The sequence below is a fragment of the Tenacibaculum profundicola genome (assembly GCF_057220795.1).
Genome location: NZ_CM170137.1, coordinates 1,530,873 through 1,556,485, shown reverse-complemented (window position 1 = coordinate 1,556,485; position 25,613 = coordinate 1,530,873). Strand labels below are relative to the sequence as shown.

Sequence of the window (25,613 nt, the reverse complement as noted above, 5' to 3'; positions counted from 1 at the left end):
ATTACATACTGATAATCTTTTAAAACGATAACGCCTTTACAATGGCGTTATAACTATTTACTTAACTAAACCATAGTCAAAAAAAACGATGATGGAACAGAAACTTAACAAAGCTAACATCCAAGATATATTAGCACTGAATGATACTCAAAAAGGAATATTAATTGAGTGGATTAAAGGTGCTAAAGATTTATATACAGTTCAAATTTCATTTTCAATAACTGGAAATCTGGATGTATCATTATTTGAAAAAGCAGTGCATCTAGTTCAGACTGGAAATGATGCCCTGAGATCTGTATTTCGATGGGAAGGAATAAGTAACCCGTTACAGATTATACTGAAGGAAACAAACTCACCATATCAGTTTATAGATATTTCTTTACTGAATACAACTGAAAAGAAAGAAAAGCATGATACAATTATTAATGAAGATCGTCATGTAGGATTTGATCTTTTAGAGCTTCCGTTAAGAGTTGTTCTGATTAAAAAGGATATAAATGAATACGTACTTACGATTTCACATCATCATGTGCTTTATGACGGATGGAGTACAGGGGTATTGTTAAGAGAACTTTTTGAAACCTATAGTTCTCTGAAAGATGGAAAAACACCGCAGTTTAGAGCGAAGCCTGACTTAAAGAAAGTATATAAGAGAAATGAAATAACACAACCGAAAGAGGAGAAAGAAATTTTTTGGAAATCATATTTACAGGATTTTACGGCTTCTGAACTTTTTGAGGCTAAAGAGCAACGTAGGCAGGCTAATAGGGGCAAATACATGGTTAGTAGGTGTTTATTGTCAGTTGATAGCTTTGCTAATAAAAATCAAGTAACAAAAGCAGCAGTAATTTATGCAGCTTACGGATTATTACTTCAAAAATATTTAGGTACAAAAGATGTAATCTTTGGAAGATCCCAATCAAACAGACCTCCTTCACTCAGAGGAATTGAACATATTATCGGGAACCTGATTGATGTATTACCTTTACGTATTAAAAGTAACAATACAACAACGTTACTTGAACTCATTAAAGAAACACATACCAGTCTTCTTGAGAACGATCAGCAATTTAAAGGAACAGCATATTCTAAAATAAAAGAAATAGTTGGACTTAAACCTTATGAGCGTTTATTTGACTCAATCATTGCCATTGAAAATTACCCCTTAGATCATAGTGTTTTAGGAGGGAATAACCACTTTTCATTACAGCTAAACTCTACATACGAGAATAACAGTATTCCTTTAACAATGACGGTTTTTTTCAATGAAAAACTGGAGATTGAATTTGATTATGATGAACACTACGCAACGGAGAGCTATATTCAAAACATAGCAGAAAATTATGCGGAAATTCTTGATATTATTATGAAGGATTCGTCAAAAACAATAGATGAAATTTCGCTGATTTCGGAAAAAAATTATAAGGAGTTGATAACTGATTTTAATGATACATCAACGAACCTTTCAAATGAAGAAACGGTAATATCTCTTTTCGAAAAGCAACGTAGAAATACTCCGTATGCCATTGCAATTCGAGATGGTAATACCACCATGACGTATGAAGAACTTGGGATAGTTTCTAATCAAATAGCCAACTATCTTTCTGCTGAGAAAAAGGTAAAACCAGGTGATCTTGTCGGAGTTCTTTTAGAGAGAGAGTATGTGTTTATCCCCACCTTATTAGGAATATTAAAATCAGGAGCAGCCTATGTACCAGTTGATCCGAAATATCCTACTGAGCGTATTAATACGATACTTGAAAACGCTCAGCCGAAAATTGTAGTTACCAGAGGTTCATATATTCACCCTGAAATAACCCTGCCTGATACAATACTTGATTTTAGTAAGGAATACGATGCTATTTTGCTTGAAGAAAAGGATACTGTTTCCAGAGCAGAGCAATCTGAAATCGCCTATGTAATTTACACCTCTGGTTCTACGGGAGTTCCTAAAGGTGTAGCAATAGGACATCGTTCTTTTCTGAATTATATTACCTGGGCATCAGAATACTATCTCAGTAATATAAAAGGGAATTTTCCATTATATACATCGATCTCATTTGATTTAACGATTACTTCCATTTTTGTACCTCTTACCAGTGGAGGTGAAGTAGTTCTTTATAAGGAAACTGATGACAGTTTGTTAATAGAAAAGGTCTTATTAGATGATAAGGTTGATATTATTAAATTAACACCTTCTCATCTGCGAATCATTAATATTAGTGAGCGCTTAACAGGAAAATTCACAAATTCTAAGTTAAAGAAAATAATAGCAGGAGGGGAAGCTTTAGATTATTCTTTAGCGAAAACCATTTCTGACAAATATAATGGTGAAATTGAAATATACAATGAATACGGACCTACTGAGGCAACAGTAGGGTGTATGATCCATAAGTTCTCTGAAAAAGAGAATACTGCAACATCAGTTGCCATTGGGAAACCTGTGGCGAATACTCAGGTATATATATTAGATGCATCTTTACAACCAGTATCTAAAGGAGCTAATGGAGAACTCTACATTTCAGGAGAAGGATTAGCTCTTGAGTATCTCAACAGAAAAGAACTTACAAATCAGAGATTTATTCCGAATCCTTTTGTGAAAGGAAAACTAATGTATCGTACAGGCGACCTTGCCTGCTGGAATGATAACCAAACCATAGCGTTTTTAGGTCGTGTTGACGATCAGATAAAATTAAGAGGGTATCGAATAGAATTAGGAGAAATCCAAAGTCAACTCTCTGAATTTGAAGGGGTAAAAGAAGTTGTGGTGGTTGAGGTTACTCATGAAGAAGAAAAGCACTTAGCCGCATATTACGTTGGAGAAGAAAAGATACATCAAAGAGCACTTCGTTCGTTTCTTGCAGAGAAACTTCCGGCTTATATGATCCCGACATTCTATACACAGATAGAAGAAATTCCATTAACTCATAATGGTAAACTTAATAAAAGAGTATTGCCTAAGCCTGAGTTGGAGACCACTCAGGAAGTTACCAATGAAGCCGAAACAGTTATAGAAAAAAAGATCATTACTATTTGGTCTTCAATATTAAATGTTGATGAAGCAAAAATGGGATTACGATCAAACTTCTTTGAATTGGGAGGGCATTCATTGAGCGCAATTAAATTTGCAAATACCATATTCAAGGAATTTGATATCAAGATTACGATTAAAGAAATTTTTGACAACCCTACAGTTAAGGAACTGGCATCCTTAATTCCAAATACTGAAACCACAGTATTTACTTCAATTCCTAAAACTTCACCAAAACCATACTATCCAACCTCTTCGGCACAAACACGTTTGTACTTCCTATACACTATGGATACCGGTTCAACAGCATATAATATGCCATATGCGGTTAGAGTCAAAGGCGTACTGGATAAAGAACGTTTTTCTAAAACATTTGAAGCTTTAATCAAACGACATGAAACACTAAGAACTCGATTTGATATGGTAGAAGGGAAGGTTGTTCAAATCATTTCTGAAGATACTAGTTTTGAGTTTCAGTTTTTTAAAGTAGCAGATAAGTTAGATGAACTGTGCAATGCATTTATAAAACCATTCAACCTAGAGAAAGGGCCATTGTTACGCGCCGGATTGTTTGAAATAAATAAAGAAGAGTCTGTATTTATGGTTGATATGCATCATATTGTTAATGATGGATTATCGCATGCAATATTCATAAAAGAATTTATAGCCTTATATCAAAAAGAAGAACTTCCTGATCTGCAACTACAATATAAAGATTATGCAGCATGGCAACAGCACAATGATTACCAGAAGATGGTTGCAGAAGATAGGGCGTTTTGGATGGAACAATTTGAAGAAAAAGTGGAGACTTTAAACTTACCTACAGACTTCACAAGGCCTTCTATAAAGACATATCAAGGAGATCATTTAAAGTTTAAGATCAATAAAAATGAGGTTAAGAAATTAAAATTAATTGCGGAAGAAGAAGAAGCAACCATGTTTATGATTCTGATGTCAATTTTCAATATTCTACTGAATAAACTAAGTAATCAAAAGGATATTGTTATAGGAACGCCCTCTGCCGGAAGACCTCATGCCGAATTAGAAAATATTATTGGAATATTCCTGAATATGCTGTCGGTGCGTTCAAAAATAAGAAAAGACGCTTCTTTTAAAGAATTTCTGAAATCATTGAAAGTTACATTATTAGCGTGTTTTGAACATCATAAATTTCAATATGAGCAACTCATTGAGGAATTAAACATAGAAAGAGATCCAAGTCACAACCCATTATATGACGTTGCATTTTTCTTTGAAAACTTCGATTCGGAAGAACTTAAAATGCCTGATTTAACATTGGAGCCTTTTGGTTTTGATCATAAAACAGCAAAATTTGATATAGTACTTACAGCTGCAGAGGTAAATGATGAGATTGCACTGCGATTCGATTATGATGCTGCTCTATTTGAGAAAAAAACCATCAAACGATTTGCGTACTACTTTAAAAAGATAGTTAGTGAGATAACTACTAATCCGGATATTCAGTTGTTTAATATTGAAATCCTGTCAAAACAGGAGAAAAATCAATTGTTATATCAATTTAATGAAACGGATAAAGAACTTCCAGAATTAACAATTGTTGAATTATTTGAAGCGCAGGCAAAAAAGACGCCTCATAAATCAGCGGTTGTTTTTGAAAGAAAAGCACTTACCTATCAGGAGGTAGATGAACTGTCTAATGGTTTTGCAAACTACCTTAAAGAAAATTATAGTGTAGCTAAAGGAGATATTGTGGGGCTTATGACAAAGAGATCAGAACTTACAATTATCGCAATTATTGGAATTTTGAAAGCAGGAGGGGCATATTTACCTATTGATCCTTCATATCCTCAGGAAAGAAAAGAATATGTTCTTAATGACAGTAAAGCTAAATTACTGATTACAGATCAAAACCTAAATGATAATTTTGACTATGACGGAGTTTCTATAGTGCTTTCTGATACGAAATCATGGAATAGTAGTGAAGCGCTGACGATCTCGAATACAAATTCGGTTCACGATTTGTGCTATATAATTTATACTTCTGGTTCTACGGGAAATCCTAAGGGAGTGATGATTTCGCATCAAAACCTTGCTAATTTCTTTGTAGGAATGGATGAAAAGCTACCGATATCAGAAAAAGATAAAATGCTAGCAATGACCAGTGTGTCTTTTGATATCTCAATTCTGGAACTCTTATGGACGTTGTGCAGAGGAATAGAAATTACCATTCATCCTTCTGATGCACCTCATAGTGAATTAGACCGTTATGCAGAGACGGAAGGAAGCACAATGGATTTCGGGCTTTTCTTCTTTGCAAGCTATAATCATGGTGCCGAAGAAGGAAAATATAATTTGTTCCTAGAAACTGTTAACTATGCTGATGAAAATGGTTTTAGTGCTATTTGGACACCGGAAAGACACTTCCACGAATTTGGAGGGCTATTTCCTAATCCTGCTGTAACCAGTGCTATGCTATCAACAATTACTAAAAATGTTGAATTGAGAAGCGGTAGTGTTGTTGTGCCATTACATTCACCGGAAAACATTGTTGAAGAATGGGATGTAGTGGATCAAATATCAGACGGACGAATAGCATTGTCGTTTGCTCCAGGTTGGAATCACGATGATTTTTCTTTATCACAATACAATTATGCTGATCGACATAAGATAACACATGAAAATATCAATACGATACAGGAATTATGGAGAGCACGTAAAATAGCTCAGAATAGTTCTGAAAAAGAACTTTCCATCTGGTTAACAACAGCTGGTAATGAAGATTCATTTCGTTCAGCAGGACAAATAGGAGCGAATTTGTTAACACATTTGTTGGGGCAGGATATAGAAGAGCTAACTAAGAAGATCAGTGTTTACAGAAAGGCGAGGAAAGAGGCAGGACATCAAGGAGAAGGAAAAGTTGCTGTGATGTTGCATACTTACATTGGTAATACGATGGAAGAAGTTGAAGCAGTTGTAGAAGAGCCTTTTAAAGAATACCTAAGAAGCGCAATTGGGGTTAGCAAAATAGTGTATCAAGAAGCAGGATACATTGAAGGTGAACTAACGAAAGAATTTGAAGATAAAATTTTACAAAATGCAGTAAAACGCTACTACAAAACTAGTGCTCTAATTGGTACTAAAAGCACCGCGATTAATATGATCCAAAAGCTTTCTGCCGCTGGAGTGAATGAAATAGGATGCTTAATAGACTTTGGTGTAGAACAGCGTAAAATAGTAGAGGGACTGACGTATTTAAAAGAACTTAAAGACGTGTTTTCTGTAGAAAACAATAATTTTAGTCATCCAATATCAGTATTTCAAACGACACCTTCATATTTGAAATTGTTGGAGAATGACCAGGGGTCAGAAAGGTTCTTAAGCTCGCTTAAAACCGTATTGGTGGGTGGAGAGGCAGTACCGGCTGCATTGATTCAAAACCTGCAAAAAAAGACGGAGGCAGAGGTATACAATATGTATGGTCCTACGGAAACAACCATTTGGTCTAGTGTAAAACATTTTGAAAAAAACTTAAAGAAAATAACGGTTGGTACACCTATTGCTAATACGCAATTATATGTACTCGATGACCATTTAAACCTATTACCACAAGGAGTTATAGGGAACCTTTATATAGGTGGTAATGGAGTTGCAAAAGGGTATTGGAATCGTGAAGAATTAACGAAACAGAGGTTTATTGATAACCCTTTTGATCCGCAACAAAAGATATATTTTACAGGAGATTTAGCGAAGTGGTTACCTAATGGCGAAATGGAATTACTGGGTAGGGTTGATGATCAAGTTAAAATTCGTGGCTTTAGAATTGAACTGGGTGAAATTGAAAGTTTATTGAATGAAAATGAAAAGGTAAAAGAGGCTGTGGTAATAGCCAAAGAGAAATATGGAGAAAAACATTTGGTTGGGTATTGTGTAGTTCATCAACATATAGAAACTCTAGAACTTAGAGAATACCTTGCCAATAGACTTCCTAGTTTCATGGTACCAACCTTCTTTATGATCTTAGAAAAAATGCCACTGACGCCTAATGGGAAAATTGATAAGAAAGAACTACCTGACCCCAAAGTAGAAGCGAGTCAAAACTATTTGGCACCAACTACAGAAGAAGAGAAAATATTGCTTGACGTTTGGTCGGAAGTTCTTGGTATAAGTTCCATAGGTATCATGGATAACTTCTTTTCGGTAGGAGGAGACTCTATAAAATCTATCCAAATAAGCTCACGTATGCGTAATCTTGGGTATGAAGTATCAGTAAAAGATATTTTTACCAGTCAAACGATTAAAGAATTAAGTTTAAAGTTAAAGAAAACCCAAACATCCTCTATACAAGAGCCTATCGTTGGAAAGCAAGAATTATCACCGATTCAAAGATGGTTTTTTGATCATTCTACCATCAATAATCATCATTACAATCAAGCGTCATTACTAAGTTTCCATGAGAAAATTTCCAAAGAAGGAATAACGAGTGTCTTTGCAAAGCTTCAAGAGCATCATGATGCTTTAAGAATGACTTTTAAACAGGAAGGGAACACCTTACAAACTATGAATAGAGGACTCGATTTACCTCTAGGAATTCAAGAATTCGATCTAACAAAAGAAAAAAATCAGGAAGCTACATTGATAGATATTTCTGAGGAAATTCAATCAGGGATAGATCTTGAAAACGGGCCGCTTATGCAACTGGTACTTTTTCATCATACCGAAGGAAGTAAATTACTTGTGGTTATTCACCACCTTGTGATTGACGGAATTTCATGGAGAATATTGTTTGAAGATATTGAAACTTTATTCAAACAATTACACGAAGGTGAAGCATTGGCATTACCACTGAAAACGGATGCATTCTTATCTTGGCCGAAATATATTAAAGAATACATGCAAAGTAGTCGCTTTGCAAAAGCTAAGGCATATTGGGAAAAAAAGATAGTGCAGCCTTATGAAGTTATACCTAAAGATTTTCCAGAAGGTAAACATAAAGTGCAGGAGCAAAATACAGTAAAATTCAGATTAACTAAAACACAAACTGAAAAGCTTCTGACTTCAGTACACCGACCTTTTAACACAAAGATTAATGACATTCTCCTTTCGGCACTAATGCTGAGTGTACAAAAGAAATACAACATTAATGATCTTAAGGTAGATTTGGAAGGTCATGGTAGAGAAGAGATACTTCCCGATGTAAACATCAATAGAACGGTAGGTTGGTTTACCAGTATTTATCCGATGTACTTGCATAGCCAAAACACAAACCTTGCTGAAAATATTATTGCAGCCAAAGAAAGTTTCCGAAGTATTCCGAATAATGGTTTTGATTACCTAGTGGCTAAATATTTTATATCAGAAACCAATAAAGGATTTAAAGACTGTTCAGCTCAAATATTTTTTAATTATTTAGGGCAATTTGATGAAGATGTAAAAGGGAAATCATTCGATGTAGCTATTGAAGGTATTGGAAATGTGGTATCGCCTGAAGAAATATTGCATCATGACTGGGAAATTCTGGGCTTAGTAGCTGATGGTTGCCTTGAAATGAAGCTTACCTATAGCCCTAAGCAATATAAAGAAGAAACAATTGCTGAGTTTATGCATTTATATGAAGATTCATTGTCGAATATCATTACTTTTTACAGCACAAACACTAACGTAGAACTTACTCCTTCAGACCTAACATTCAATGAACTTTCTTTGACTGAACTTGGTGAGCTGTCTACAGCATATAGAATAGAGGATGTTTATACATTATCACCGATGCAAGAAGGCATACTATTCCACGCTTTGCATAATCAAGAATCGGATCATTATTTTAATCAAATATCATTTAAAGTAACAGATGGCATTGATATAAATGCAATGAAAGAGAGTTTTGAATCACTTGTAGAGAGATATGATGTTTTTAAAACAAAATTTATACCCAATTCATATGAGCGACCATTACAAGTTGTAGTAAAGGAATATGAAATAGATTTTCATTTTTTAGATGTACAAGAAGAATGTTTAGAACACTCTGAAGAGCAGGTTATCGAAGAATATAAAAAGGCGGATAAAGATAGAAAGTTTAACCTTATAGGAAAAAAGCCTTTAATTCGAATGACGATTCTTCAACTTCAAAAAAGTGTATATCAGGTAATATGGAGTTACCATCACATACTAATGGATGGATGGTGTATTGGCATTGTATTACAAGATATGAAGAAGATTTATGAGAAAACAAAACGTAAGGAAGTTTTTGAATTGCCTCCCGCAGTTCCGTTTTCGAAATATATAGAATGGATTGAAAACTTAGAGAAAAAAGAATCCGTTACTTTTTGGAATAACTACCTTAAAAATTATGAAAGTGTAGCTTCTTTTAATAAAAAACATACCTCGGAAACCTATAATTTAAGTTCAAGCAAGTTTATACTAAAAGGAGAAAGTATTTCCGGTATTAATTTTATATCTGAAAATTTAGGGGTTTCTATAAATACAATAATACAATGTGCTTGGGGGGTTTTGTTAGCTAAATACAATAATACCAATGATGTTATATTTGGTTCAATAGTTTCAGGAAGATCACCAGAGGTAAAGGGCATTGAAAGTATGGTAGGGTTATTCATGAATATGATTCCTGTTAGAATTACTTTTGATGAGAATGACACGTTAAAATCACTTATCCAAAAAGTTCAGACCAATGCTTTAGATGCAGAACCTCATCATTATGTATCGTTAGCAGAAGTTCAAAACGAAAGCTCTTTAAAAAATAATTTATTCGATCATTTTATAGCTTTTGAAAATTTTGTTGTTGAACCAGAAGGAAATGAAAATATTTCAGGTGAAGGTTTTGAAATGAAAGATTTAGAAGTTTTTGAGCAATCAAATTATGATTTATCGCTTATAATTGTTCCTAGTCCACAGCATTTAGAAATAAAAATAGAATACAATCAAAGTGTTTTTTCTACTGATTTAATACATGATTTAAGAGATAATTTTCAACACATTCTTTCTAAAGAAATAGGGAAGCTTAATGAAAAGGTTCTAGATATAAATGTACTGAGAGATCCGGGTAAATTAGTAACGAATAAATTCAATAATACCTTAATGACTTATAATAATGAAGAGTCAATTATCTCAGTCTTCGAAAGTCAGGTTAATAAAGTGCCTAATCAAATAGCAATTTGGTGCAATGAACAAACGCTCACGTATAAAGAATTAGATGAATTGTCATCTCAAATTGCGATATACTTAAAGCATAGAGGCGTAAGAAATGGAGATTATGTTGGAGTATTACTAGGAAGAGAAGAATGGGTTATTCCTTCAATGCTTGGAATAATGAAAGTAGGAGCAATTTATATTCCAATAGATACTTCTTACCCTGTTAACAGAATTGAGTTGATAAGTAAAGAAGTGGATTTATCAGCTTTAATTTCGAGAAGCGAATTTCTAAATGGATTACATGCAGCGAATGCTGAAATAATTGATTTGGATAAAAATTCAGAAGAAATTTTAAATAAGCCAATTATCTTTAATAATGAATCATTAGGACATGATACTGCTTATGTGATTTACACTTCGGGTTCTACAGGAATACCCAAGGGTGTGGAAGTGAATCATTATAGTATAGTAAACTTAATATTAGGGTTAAAAGATAAAGTATATAGTAAAATTTCTATAGAAAAAATGAACGTTAGTTCAATTGCTTCGTTCTCTTTTGATGCGTCTTTTCAACAAGTTTTTGGAGCCTTGCTGCAAGGTCATAGTTTATATATCATACCAGAAAAGGATCGTACAGATGGTAAACTTTTACGAGAGTTTTATAACCATCATAGTATTCATATTTCTGATGGGACACCAACACATTTCAGGTTGTTTGTGAATGCCAATCAAAAAGAAAACACCTTAAATACGCTTAAAGTATGGATGTTAGCCGGAGAAGAATTACCTAAAGTTTTGGTAAGTGAATTCTTCAATAGATTAGGTCTTTACTCGGTGAAAATTTTTAATATGTATGGCCCTACTGAAACATGTGTAGATTCAACCTATTTTGAAGTTGATCCAGCTAAATTAAACGATTATTCTTTTATACCTATAGGGAGTCCATTACCTAATGAAAGAATATATATAACTGATGAAAAAGGAAATTTATTACCTGTAGAAGCTGTTGGAGAATTATGTATTGCAGGTGATGGACTGGCAAAGGGTTATAAAGGAAATAAGGAGTTAACAGAAAAGTATTTTAGAAAAGATTGGATACCAGGAGAAAGAATATATAGAACTGGAGACTTAGCTAGATGGCTACCAAATGGTGTTATCGAATATATAGGGAGAGTTGATAGTCAAATCAAGTTACGAGGTCACCGTATTGAACTTCAGGAGGTTGAGAGGGTTGTTAAAAGGGTTGAAAATATTGATGATGCTATTGTAATTTTGAAGGATGTAGGTGAAGAAAAATCTTTAGTTGTTTATTATTCATCAGAGAAATCTATTTTAACTAGTGATATTAGACAGTATCTTAAAGGAAACATTCCTTTTTATATGATACCGTCGTATTATGTTCACATCGATAAAATACCTCTAACTTTAAGTGGTAAATTAGATCAAAACAAACTACCAAATCCTATTCATACAATTAAAGAAAATGGTAGAACTCCACAAGGTGAAATAGAATTACTTGTCGCTAATAAATGGTCGGAAGTATTGGGTATAGATACTATGTCAATTGATGTAACTAAAAGTTTCTTTGAACTGGGAGGACACTCTTTGAAGGCGGTTAGTTTAGTCGGAAAATTAAGTGAAGCATTTAATATAGAAATTCAAATTGAGCATCTTTTTGATAAAGATACTGTTGAAGCATTGTCAGATTATATTATGACAGTGAAAAATTTAACTGCTGAAACAGAAGTGAGTAATGATAATATTAGTATAGTGTTATGAGAATAGGTGATTATATAACTAAATTAAGAAAGGAAAACAACATAATTGTTTCAGTTTCAAGTGAAGGTAAGCTCATTTTAAATGGGAATAAAGAAGCTTTAACAAAGGAGGTTATTGAAGATATTAGAGAGAAAAAAGAAGAAATAATATCTTTTTTTCAGAAAAGTAAAATTCAAGTAATACGGAAAACTGAAAATAAAGAATGGTATAGAACTTCTTCAGTACAGAAAAGATTACATTTTTTACAAGAGTTAACACCTAATTCACATGCCTACAATCTTCCATATGCTTTTTCCATAGAAGGGAAGCTGAATATTGATAAGCTAGAAATGGTTTTTAATAAACTGTTAGAAAGACATGAGAATTTAAGAACATCATTAGATGTTAGGGATGGTGACGTTGTTCAAATTATAGAAGATTCAATTTCTTTTAAAGTAGAAAATTTTAGCGCTAATGAAGAAAAGGATATCGATGAGATACTTTCAAAATTCATAAGATCGTTTGATCTCAAACGAGCACCATTGATGAGACTTGGCGTTATTGAAATATCTCCATTAAAACACATTTTGATAATTGATTTTCACCACAGCATTATAGATGGTATTTCCATTAACATATTAATGGATGAATTTATAAAGTTGTATAGAGGTAATACACTAGAGGAAGTTAAATTTCAATACAAAGATTATATAGATTGGCAAGAATCAGAAGAACAGCATGAAAGTAAAAAAGAAAGCCGTCTTTTTTGGGTATCTGAGCTAGATAATTTACCATCTCCCATTGAATTACCAACTGATTTCCCTAGAACTTCAGAATATGATTTAACAGGTGAGTTGTTTACATTTAATTTAGGAATAGAGGAAACACAAAAGTTACAGGTTATTTCTAAACAAGAAGGTGTAACTCTGTACGTGCTGTTATTGACAGTATACAATGTGTTCTTATCTAAACTCTGTAATCAAAAAGATATAATTATAGGAAGTGTATCTAGTGGTAGAACTCACAGAGATATACAGAACACTTTGGGAATGTTTGTAAATACATTTGCCTTAAGAAATAATATAGAGAGTACATGTACTTTTAGAGACCTATTAAATAAAGTAAAGTTTAGTTCTCAAAAGTCGATAAAACATGGAGATTACCCTTTTGAAGATTTATTAAGAGATTTAAATTACCAGCGAAGTCATGGTAGGAATCCTTTATTTGATGTAGTTTTCAATTTCCAAAATTATGAAAACAAAATTTTTGATGTGGATGGATTGTCAATATCAAAATATGACATTGAAGCTATAACTTCAAAGTTTGACCTTAGTCTTACGGCTTATGAAAAAGACAATGATTTATTGTTTACGTTCGAATATCCAAAAGGACTTTTCAAAAAGGAAACAATAGCTGTATTTTCAGATTATTTCAAAAGAATTCTTAATACAATAGGAAATGATATTTTGTCTGAAGTGGGCACAATACAAATGGCGCCTTCTAAGGATGTAAAAAAAGTAGTATATGAATTTAACGAAACAACTGCTTTATATCCGCAAAATGAGACCATAGTTTCGTTGTTTGAAAAACAAGTACTGAAAACACCAAGTTTACCAGCAATTCATGGGCAGGGAAAAGTGTTAACCTATCAAGAGCTTAATGAAGAGGTTAATCAGTTGGCAAATTACTTGATAGAAAAAAAGAGTATAGGTCCTGAAGAGCTTATTGCTATTAAACAACAAAGGAATGAATGGTTAATTATTTCTATTCTAGCGATTTTAAAAACTGGAGCGGCTTATGTGCCAATAGACATTGAATACCCAGATAGTAGAATCGAATATATTTTAAAAGATTCTAATGCAGAAATAGTTATTGATGAACACTTTTTGTCAGACTTTTTTAAAGTAAAAGAGTATCTATCAAAAGAATTTACAAGAAACCATATTGACAATCATCATTTAGCATATGCTATATATACTTCTGGGTCTACAGGAAAACCAAAAGGAGTAATGGTAGCGCATAGAAACCTCATCAATTTATGTTTTTGGCATATTCAAGCGTATGGATTAACAGAACATAGTAAAGCTACATTATATTCAGGAATAGCATTTGATGCCTCTGTTTGGGAAATATTTCCGTATTTAATTTCAGGAGGGTGTTTGTATCCAATTGAAAGAATGAATATAAGAATGCAAATTGATGAGTTGGTTAGTTTCTTAAGGGAAAATACAATTACACATGCTTATTTGCCGTCTAAGATTTGTCAAGAATTAATAGAGCAAGAAATTCAATTGGACACTACCATATTAACAGGAGGAGAGGCCTTGAAATATGCTAAAGAGCCAAGGTTTAAATTATTTAATAATTATGGACCAACAGAGAACACAGTTGTAGCAACATATCTTGATACGAAAGGTCATATAGGAAGCATAAAAATAGGAAAACCGATTACAAATGTTAAAACATATGTCCTCTCTGAAAGTCTCATTCCTCAACCAATAGGAATACCTGGTGAGCTTTACCTTTCAGGAGCAAGTGTTGCTAGAGGCTACCTTAATAACCCTCAATTAACAAAAGAGAAATTTATTGAAAATCCTTTTGTGTCAGGGGAAAGGATGTATAGAACTGGAGATTTAGTAAAATGGACTCATGAGGGGCTATTAGAATTTTTAGGCAGGTTTGATGATCAAATTCAATTAAGAGGATATCGAATTGAGCTTGGTGAAATAGAGATTAAACTACAAGAGTTTGATTTAGTAAAAGATTGTGTTGTACTGTTAAAACATATTGAGGAAAAAGAACTACTAGTAGCATATTATGTTTCCGATGCTTTAATTCCTAAAGACGAACTGCATGAATTTTTAATGTCTAAGATTCCAAGTTATATGGTTCCGAATTATTTTGTGCACTTTGAATCTTTTCCACTTACCCCTAACGGAAAGGTTGATAAAAAGGCATTAGCGGCACCGAAGCTTGATCATGAATCAAATTTAGTTTTGGCAACTAATTTGGAAGAAAAGATACTCTCTAAAGTTTGGTCTGACGTTTTAAATGTAAAGAAAGTAGGAATTAATGATGATTTTTACTCTTTAGGAGGTGATTCGATCAAATCTGTTCAAATTAGTTCTCGTTTGAGAGGAACCGGTTATGAGCTTTCTGTTAAAGAAATCATGACTCATTTAACAGTGAAAAAGCAGGCGAAAAAGATCAGAAAAATAGTAAGAGTACCTGATCAATCAATGATTACTGGTGAAGTTGGCTTATCAGGGATTCAACAGTGGTTTTTCCATTCACCAATTGCAAACAAGCAACATTATAATCAGTCCGTAATGTTGCGTTTCATATCATATATTAATTCTAAGCAAATTCGCTTAATTTTTGACAAGTTAGTAGAGCATCATGATGCCTTAAGAATGAGTTTTAATCATACAAACTCAGGAATAGTTCAAGAAAATAGAGGAACAGATTTCGAATATGATATTGTTGAGTATAATTTGCATGATAAAAATGTAGATAATCAGTTTCTACAGGAAAAGTGTCAAGAACTACAATCTGGCATCCGTTTTAATGAAGGAGCGATATTTAAAATTGGACTTTTTCATTTTAAGGAAGGGAGTTATCTTTTTATAGTCATTCATCACTTAGTTGTTGATGGAATTTCATGGCGTATCTTATTTGAAGATGTAGAATTGTTATATAATCAGTTACAAAGTAATAAGAAACTCATTTTACCTTTAAAAACAGACTCTTTTCAACTATGGTCATCTGAGATAGATACTTATGTAAATACCTTAAACTTTCAAAGGAATAAAGAGTATTGGAGTGATGTTTTAAATAAAAACGCTCAACTTTTACCTAGTCTGAACAAGAAGAATAATACCCTAAAAGAAGTAAAAAAAGTTGGTTTTGTTCTAGATAGCTCATATACTAATTTATTGTTGACAGAGGCTCATTACTCTTTTAATACACAAATAAACGATTTATTGATTTCAGCGTTTATAAAAACATTAGGAGAAAATTTAAGTATATATGATATATGTATTGATTTTGAAGGTCATGGAAGGGAAGATTTCGGCGCAAAGCTAGATATTAGTAGAACCATTGGTTGGTTTACTAGTATATTCCCTGTTTTCTTCAATAACTCAACAAGTAACTCTATATCCGATATTATTAAATTAGTAAAGGAAAATTTAAGAAATACACCTAATAAAGGGGCTGATTATTTGCTATATAAATTTTCAGGAAACGATAAGATAGAACAAGGAACTAAGTCTCAGATAAGCTTTAACTACTTAGGGCAATTTGATCATGATATTAAAGGGAAAAGTTTTGAGGTTTTAAAGGAGGATTTTGGTCAGAATACCTCTTTAAATTCAGAAAAAAATTATGATTGGGATCTGTCAGGAATGATTATCGATGATCAATTAAACATGGGGCTTTCTTTTAATCATAAGGCTTATGATATTGATATGATTAATGGTTTAGTGCAGAGCTATAAGGAAAATTTACAACTAGTTATAAAGTTTTGTTTAGACCAAAAAAAGGCAGAATTGACTCCTTCTGACTTAACGTATAAAAAATTAAGTGTTTCAGAATTAGACAAGCTTCAGAACAATTTTTCTATTGATGATGTATATCCTTTGTCAGTAATGCAAGAAGGGTTGTTATATCATTCACTAAAAGATAGCAGTTCAGATCATTATTTTGAACAGGTAAGCTGTGAAATAGTAGGGAATTTGGATATTGACATAGTGCAAAAAACAATGTCTTATCTTGTTAAAAGGCATGAAGTTTTAAGGACTATATTTTTAAGTGGAGTTCATGAACGTTCATTACAAATAGTACTGTCTGATCAGAAATTAAACATCCTTTTTGAAGATATTGAAGAACGCTTAAAAAGTAAGTCGAAAGAACACATAATAAATGAATATAAAGAAAAGGATAAATTAGAAAAGTTTACGCTACCTGAAGGGCCTCTGATGCGTTTAACTGTTCTAAAGGAAAGCATTGATTCCTACACATTAATATGGAGTTATCATCACATCTTAATGGATGGTTGGTGTATGGGAACTATAGTGAATGAATTTAAGTTAATTTATTCACAGTTAATAAAAGAAGAAGAAGTTACCCTTTCAACTCCCGTAAAATATTCAACCTATATTTCTTGGTTAGAAGAAAGAAATACTAAAGAAACAGTAAGTTATTGGAAACAATTTTTGTCTGGATACGATAGTTTAACAACGTTTCCTAAAAAACAGAAAAATAATATTGCGTTTGATAAAAAAGAACTCGATATGTCTCTTAGTTTGGAGCAAACTTCTGGATTACAGAGTTTATCAAGAACTTTTGGAGTTACCATTAACAATATAATCCAAGTAGCATGGAGTATTTTATTGAGTAGGTATAATAATACTACGGATGTTGTATTCGGTTCTGTTGTTTCTGGACGTCCTTCAGAGGTTCAGGAAGTAGAAAGAATAATAGGCTTGTTTATTAATACAATTCCTGTAAGGGTTAAATTTGAAGGTAATGACGCTTTAATAGATGTAGTTAACTCGGTTCAAAATCAACAACTACAAAGTAATTCTCATCAATACTATTCATTAAGCAAAATTCAATCATTAAGTGAACTGGGACGTGGGTTGTTAGATCACATCTTGATTTTTGAAAACTTGCCAATAAGTACTAGTAATAATGGAGGGAATGAATCAGAGTTTTATATTAAAAATATTGAAGTATTTGAACAAACAAACTACGACCTAACGGTAATTGTTGTGCCAGGTAATGAGCTTAAGTTTAAGTTCTTGTACAATGGAAATACCTATACTCAAGAACTAATTGAAGGAATATCAAAAAGTTTAAGTTTAGTTGTTGAGCAAGCAATTCAAAATCCAGAGATGTACATAAAGGATATAAGCATCTTATCAACTACCGATAAAAACAAAATTTTACATAAATTTAATAGTAAAGAAATTTCTTATAAAAACGAAGAAACGGTTCTTTCTCTATTTGAAAAACAGGCACTAAAAACACCTAACAGAATTGCTGTAAACTATAAGAATGAGCAACTCACCTATAAAGAACTTAATGAACTATCAAGTCAAATAGCGCAATACTTAACGGAAGATAAAGGAATAAAGAAGAAGGATATAGTTAGCATTATTCTGGAAAGAGAACCTCTGTTAATCGGGGTTATTTTTGGAATTATGAAATTAGGGGCAATCTATTTACCTATAGATACAAAACAGCCCTTCAATAGAGTTGAAGCCATTTTAAATGACTCAGAAGCAAAAGTCTTACTAACTAGAAAGTCTTTATTTACACCAGAAAATGATCTTCCTCTAGATATTATAGATATTGATACAGTATATAATACTATTATAAATAAAGAAACATATTATAAATCAAAGACTACCTTAAATGATTTAGCATATGTGATTTATACGTCAGGGTCAACAGGCTTGCCAAAAGGAGTAACGATAGCACATTTATCATTAGTCAATTTGGTTTCAGCTATGCAGCAAAAATATAGACTAGCTGAAAATGATTCGTTTTTATTCAAAACAAATTATTCGTTTGATGTTTCAATAGCAGAAATTTTCGGATGGTTTTTAGAAGGCGGATCGTTAACTATATTACCTCAAAACCATGAAAAAGAACCTTTAGAAATTGTAAAAACAATTAAAGAGTACAGCATTACTCATATTAATTTTTCACCTTCTATGTTCGCGGTGTTTCTAGAAGAGCTAGAAATAACTAATTTGAAAGATATAAGCGCTTTAAAATATGTTTTTTTAGCAGGTGAAATGTTAACGCCTAATCTAATAAAGCGTTTTCAAGGCTTAAATACGAGTATTCAGTTAGAAAATATTTATGGACCCACTGAAGGAACAGTCTATAGTAGCTGGTTTTCAACAGAAGACTTCAAAGATGAAGTTAATACACCTATTGGAAAACCATTGAATAATGTAAAATTATACATTGTTGATATATTCGGTAATCTGCAGCCTGTAGGAGCATCTGGAGAGTTATGTATTGCTGGGGAAGGGTTAGCTACAGGTTATTTGAATAACAAAGAACTCACCGAAAAACAATTTGTCAACAATCCGTTTTCAATTAAAGAAAAAATGTATAAAACCGGAGATTTGGTTAGGTGGCTGAAAAACGGTAATATAGAATATTTAGGAAGGATAGATGACCAAATAAAAATTAGAGGTTTTAGGATTGAATTAGGTGAAATAAAAAGTCATTTATCGCAATACAAAGGCATTAAAGATGCAGAGGTATTATTAATAAAAAATGAAGAAAACAGTTATTTGGTAGGCTATTATGTTTCAGAAAAACCTATTAAAGCACAAAAAATTAAGGTATACCTGTCACAAAAGTTACCCAATTATATGGTGCCTTCCCATTATGTTAGTTTAAAAGAATTTCCTTTTACATCAAGTGGTAAAATAAACAAGAAGTTATTGCCTTTACCAAAAAAAGAGCACGATATCGAATTTTTATTTCCAAGGAATAAAGAAGAACACCTTTTAAAAGATGTTTGGCTAAAGGTACTAAACATAAAGGAAGTAAGTATTAAAGATAATTTTTTCTCGGTAGGAGGAGACTCTATAAAATCAGTTCAGATTAGTTCAAAATTAAGAAGTCTGGGGTATGAGTTATCTGTTAATTCAATAATGAGTAACTTCACTATTGAGACTCAAGCAAAGAAAATAAGCAAGGTTATAAGGATATCTGATCAATCTCCGATGACAGGAATTGTTCAGTTGACCGGAATTCAACAGTGGTTTTTGGATGGCTTTCAGGGTAATAAAAATCATTATAATCAATCAGTATTGTTATCTTTTCCTAATGGAATTAACTCGATAGATGTTTATGATATCTTTTCAAAATTAATAGAACATCATGATGCGTTAAGAATGGTGTTTAAAGAATTAGCTACAGGATTTGAACAAGAAAACAAAGGTACTGATGTAGTTATAGATTTAAAAGAGTTTGATTATAAGGAAACTGAGATAAACAAGAAAGAATTATCACTTTTATATAATAAAATTCAATCAAGTATTGATATAGAGAAAGATCCCTTACTAAAATTAGGATTATTTCATTTGAGAGGAGAGAGTAGGTTGTTGATCGCTATTCATCATTTAGTAATTGATGGAATTTCATGGAGAATTATTTTTGAAGATTTAAATAGCCTATATCAACAGCGTAAAAACAGAGAGGAATTTTCATTACCACTAAAAACCGATGCTTTTAAAAAATGGTCTTCAGAGTTAGTTACGTATGCAGAAGGTACGTCTTTTCTTGAAACCCAAAAGTATTGGGATCATAAATTAGCGCAAAAAAAAGGCACACCAAAAATTCCAGTATGCAACCCTTTAGGAGAAAATAATTACAAGCGATGCAAGAGTGAAATCTTTACGTTGAATACAGAACTAACTAGTAAAATGCTATCTGAAGTACATGTGCCTTTTAACACCCAAGTTAATGATATTCTGCTAAGTAGCTTATATATTTCTATTAGCTCATTTTTCGGTATTTCTGAAGTTCAATTAGACTTGGAGGGGCATGGTAGAGAAGATTTAGGGTATGATTGTAACATTACAAGAACCGTAGGTTGGTTTACAGGTATTTATCCTGTTTTCTTTGAAAGAAATCTAGAATCATTATCTGAGACTATTAAATGGGTAAAAGAGAGTTTACGAAGTATTCCTAAAAATGGAATGGATTATTTATTGTATCAAAATTCTCTACCGAAAGATAAAAGAGCAACTAGATCTCAAATTAGCTTTAATTATTTGGGACAATTTGATTCAGATATACAAGATAAGGAGTTTCAAGTTTTAAATGATTATAAAGGAGAGGATGTTTCTTTAGATTCAATTAGAGACTATGAATGGGAAATATCAGGAATGATTATTTCAGATAAATTAGAAATGCGTTTGTCATATAGTTCAGATAGATTTAAAGCAGCTGAAATAAAAAGATTTATAAAAACGTTCAAAACTACTTTAGAAGAGGTAATTGAATTTTGTGTTGGCTACCCGTCTTTAGAATTAACTCCTTCAGATTTGAGTTTTAATGGGATTACAATTGAAAAGCTAAATTTATTACAACAAAAACATGCTTTACAAGATTTGTATCCACTTTCACCAATGCAAGAAGGAATGCTATTTGTTTCATTGTTTGATAAGTTTTCTAATGATTACTTTGAACAAGTAAGTTGCGAACTATATGGAGATTTAGACATAGAATTGGTCAAACAATCCATAAAACAATTGGTAAACAGACATGAAATCCTTCGAACAACATTTTTACATGAAGGTTACAACCGTCCTTTACAAATGGTTTTAGAAGATCAAGAGTTAGATGTTGTTTATATCAATATTCAAGATGAATTAAAAGAAAAAACCAAAGATGAACTTGTAGATCAATATAAATATGAAGACAAGCTAAGAAAATTTAATTTGTCGGAAAGTACGGGTTTAATGAGGGTTACGGTTTTAGAAATTGGTGAGAACCAATATGAATTGATTTGGAGCTATCATCATATTTTAATGGATGGATGGAGTTTGGGGATTGTTGTAAAGGAGTTTAAAACAATTTATGATCAGCTTAGAAATAAAAAGGAAATAGATTTACCATCAAAACGTCCCTATGCAAAGTATATAAATTGGTTAGAAAGCAGAGATAAAAAAACGGCACTATCCTACTGGGAGAACTATTTAAATGCATATGAGAATCTAGCTTCATTTCCAAAATTGAAGAATACTTCAGGAATATATGAACAGCATGAGTATAAAACAGAAATATCAAATAAAGAAACGAGAAAATTACAAGAAGTTTCAAGTTCGTATGGAATTACTATAAGTAATCTGATTCAATTAGCTTGGGGAATTGTGCTAGGCAAATACAACAATTTAACAGATGTCGTATTTGGGTCTGTAGTATCAGGAAGACCTGCTGAGATTTTAGGAATAGATACTATGCTGGGGCTATTTATTAATACGATTCCTGTAAGAGTTTCATATAATAAAAACACTACAATAGAGGAATTGTTTAACAGTATTCAAAAGAAAGCATTAGAAAGTGATGCATATAAGTATTGTAATTTATCAGACATACAATCTATTAGTAAGCTACAAGGAGATATATTTGATCATCTTTTAATTTTCGAGAACTTTCCAATTAGCGAGCAACTTGAAGATAAAAAAGACAAAAATAGTACTGAAGAACCTTTTATAATTAAAAAAGTAAAAGGAGAAGTTAAAATAAACTACGATCTTAATGTAAAGATCGTTCCTTCAGATAAATTAGAAATTATTTTCGATTATAATTCAAATACCTATTCTTCTGAGTTTATTAAAAGTTTAGCCCAGATATTTGAGAACTGTATCAAAGAGATGGTTGATAATCCAAAACAGGAAATTTCTAAACTAAATACTAGTGCCCATGATCATAGATTGACAGAAGAAATTTTGACAACAGATTTATCGGAAGGAATAGAGCAAGTGACAATTCAACATCTACTTAACAAGAGTTTTACCCGCAATGAATTTTGTTCAGCTATTGAGTATAAAGGAAAAGTAATTACATATAAAGACTTAGAAATTCAATCTAATAAGATAGCTCACGAGCTACTACTTACTAAGAAATCAAAAGATGAATTTGTTGGAATTATGTGTGAAGATAGGCATCTAGTAATTGCATCAATTGTAGGTGTTTTGAAAGCAGGAATGACCTTCGTACCATTAGAGGTGAATTTACCTAAACAGAGGTTGAAATCAATTTTAGAGCAAGTTGAATGTTCTTATATTTTAACAGATAGCACCTCAAAACCTTTTGAGAAAAATGTAGAAGGTGTTTTTGATAGTAAATGGTTAGATATTAACCAGATCTTATTAAATGGATGTACTGATCATGTAGAATTGGATAATTACGATTTAAATGATTCTATTTATGTGTATTTTACCTCTGGCTCAACAGGAAGTCCGAAAGGTGTTTTAGGGAGAAATGTTGGTCTATCTCATTTTATTAATTGGGAGATTACGACCTTTAATATTGATAAAACTTTTAGATTTAGTCAATTTACGAACCCTGGGTTTGACGTTTTTTTAAGAGACATTTTTGTGCCATTATGCGCTGGAGGAACTATATGTATTCCAGATGAGGATCTACTTTTATTTGATGAAACATTAATTAATTGGGTAGAAGAGCATGAAATTACGTTGATTCACTGTGTACCCAGTCTATTCAAAATGATGAATACCTCAAGTTTAAAAGCTTCGGTATTTAATAAACTAAAATATATTCTTTTAGCAGGAGAAAAAATTGCTCCGTTTGAACTTATCAATTGGTATGAAACTTTAGGAGACAAAGTTCAACTAGTAAATATTTATGGTCCAACCGAGACTACTTTGGCAAAAGGATGTTACTTTATAGAACCAAATGACTCAAAAGAAAAGTACATTCCAATTGCACCAATACCTGGGGCTCAGTTTCTAATACTTGATAAATTTATGAATCCATGTCCTATGGGAGTTACAGGTGAAATATATATCAGAACGCCCTTCAGAAGTAAAGGATACTTGAATTTGTTAGAAGAAAATTCAAAAGTTTTTATCGCTAACCCTTTTGGAAATCAAATAGATGATCTTCTTTATAAAACTGGTGATCTAGGAAGATTAGATGTTAAAGGAATGGTTGAAATTTTAGGAAGAATTGATAGGCAAATTAAAATTAGAGGAGTTCGCATAGAATTAGATGATATACGCAAAAATATTTTATCATATCAAGGGGTAACTGAAGCTGTTGTTTTAGTTAAAAAGGAGGGAAAAGACGATGCAGTAATTTATGCATATTATGTTGCTGAATCGGAAATTGATGCTCAGGTTCTAAGAAAGTATATGTTAAATGTTCTACCAAGTAACATGATGCCATCTTTTTTTATTCCTATTTCAGAAGTACCCTTATCAGCCAATGGTAAATTAGATGTTAAGAAATTACCTGAAGCTAAACTCGAATTAAAAAAAGCACCTAAATCCTTAACTAAAGTGCAAAAAGATGTTATGGAAATATGGGCAGAAGTGTTAGATGTAGCTGTAGTTAATGTGCATACGGAACATTCTTTTTTTGAACAAGGAGGGCATTCAATTAAAGCGTTTCATTTACTATCAAAAATTCATGATCAATTTGGAGTTAAACTAAGTTTAAAAGATGTTTTTAGGTATTCAACCATTGAAGAGTTATCTCAAATAATTGAAAATTCAGACAAAAATGTGTCAAAAGAAATAGCGAGAATTAACGATGCTCCTTATTTTGTTTTATCTCCAGCTCAAAAAAGAATGTACTATCAACAAATGCTTCAAGAGAGAAGTGTAGCTTATAATATTTCTGTACCGATAAGAATAAATGGGTTGGTTGATAAAGTGAAAATAACAGCTGTTTTGTCAAAGCTTATAAATCAACATTCTTCTTTGAGAACAGGGTTTATTGAAGTTAATGGTGACATCTTTCAAAAAATATATGAAACAGTAGATTTTAAAATAGCGCAAATCGAAGATGGCTACAATAATACACAAGAAGCATTTTATGATTTTATAAAACCATTTGATTTAACGGAGCCTTCATTAATTAGAGCTGGTATTTATGAGAGTGAAAAGAATGGAAATTATCTATTCATAGACCTGCACCATATAATTGCTGACGGGACTTCTTTAAATATTTTAGTGAATGATTTTATAAATGTATTCGATGGAAAAGAACTAGATACTTTAGAGTTAAGGTATGTTGATTATGCTCAATGGATTTCTGAGAATAAAAATATAGATGAACAATTTAATTTTTGGAAGACAATATTATCAGATGATATCCCATATTTAGATTTACCGAAAAATGTAGATGAAGATATTAATATACATAATGAATCAAAGGAAGAAGTCTATGAGATAGCAGCAGAAACAGGTAACTTAATTGATGCGTTTTTGTCAAAGAATGAGGTAACTGAGTTTATGTTTTTTATATCAATCTATTATGTTTTATTATCAAAATTATCAGGAAATAATGATATTATTATAGGAACGGATGTTATAGGAAGAACTCAAAAAGAGCTTACTAAGCTTATAGGAACTTTTGTAAACATTATACCTCTAAGATTTAACATTACCCCTGAATCTACATATGAAGAACTGTTGGGTAAAATAAAGGAATGGGTTTTGGATGCCTATGAGAATCAAGACTATCAATTTGATGAGATGGTTTCTAATTTTCATAAGAATAAAAATAGTAATAATGCTCCACTTGTTCAAGTACACTTTTCTCAGCTAAATACACTACTCAGTACGAATAACAAAACAAGTGAGTTTGAAATTGTATCATTAAATTCTAAGAGAACAGTTAGAATGGACTATGAGTTAAAGTTAGAGGTAAGAAAAAACAAAAAACAAACAGCAATTGCTTTTATCTACAATCCTAACTTATATGATCAGGATACGGTGAAAATGTTTGTAAAAATGTATTCTATTTTACTTACAAATAGTATGAAGAATCCTCTATCGAATATTGAAGATATTCTAATAGAAGAAACTGCAGAGCTTTCAGCTCAAATTTAATAAAAACGACTTTCTGAAATATATGGATGGCAGATGAAATCATTATTGACGTATGATGCAACTGTGGTATCCATAAAAAA

At 32.0% G+C, this 25,613-nt stretch carries 2 protein-coding genes; both read left to right on the top strand.

The genetic code is table 11. The annotated features are described in order from the left end of the window. Positions 1 to 91: 91 nt before the first annotated feature. Positions 92 to 11,935, top strand: a complete 11,844-nt coding sequence (locus AC2TDS_RS06585) for a non-ribosomal peptide synthetase (protein ID WP_484738310.1) — start codon at positions 92 to 94, stop codon at positions 11,933 to 11,935. Beyond that, the gene (locus tag AC2TDS_RS06580) at positions 11,932 to 25,533 is read left to right on the top strand and encodes a non-ribosomal peptide synthetase (RefSeq protein WP_484738309.1); all 13,602 of its coding nucleotides are present in this window, start codon (positions 11,932 to 11,934) and stop codon (positions 25,531 to 25,533) included. Before AC2TDS_RS06585 ends, AC2TDS_RS06580 begins: the two co-directional genes overlap by 4 nt. Positions 25,534 to 25,613: the final 80 nt, after the last annotated feature.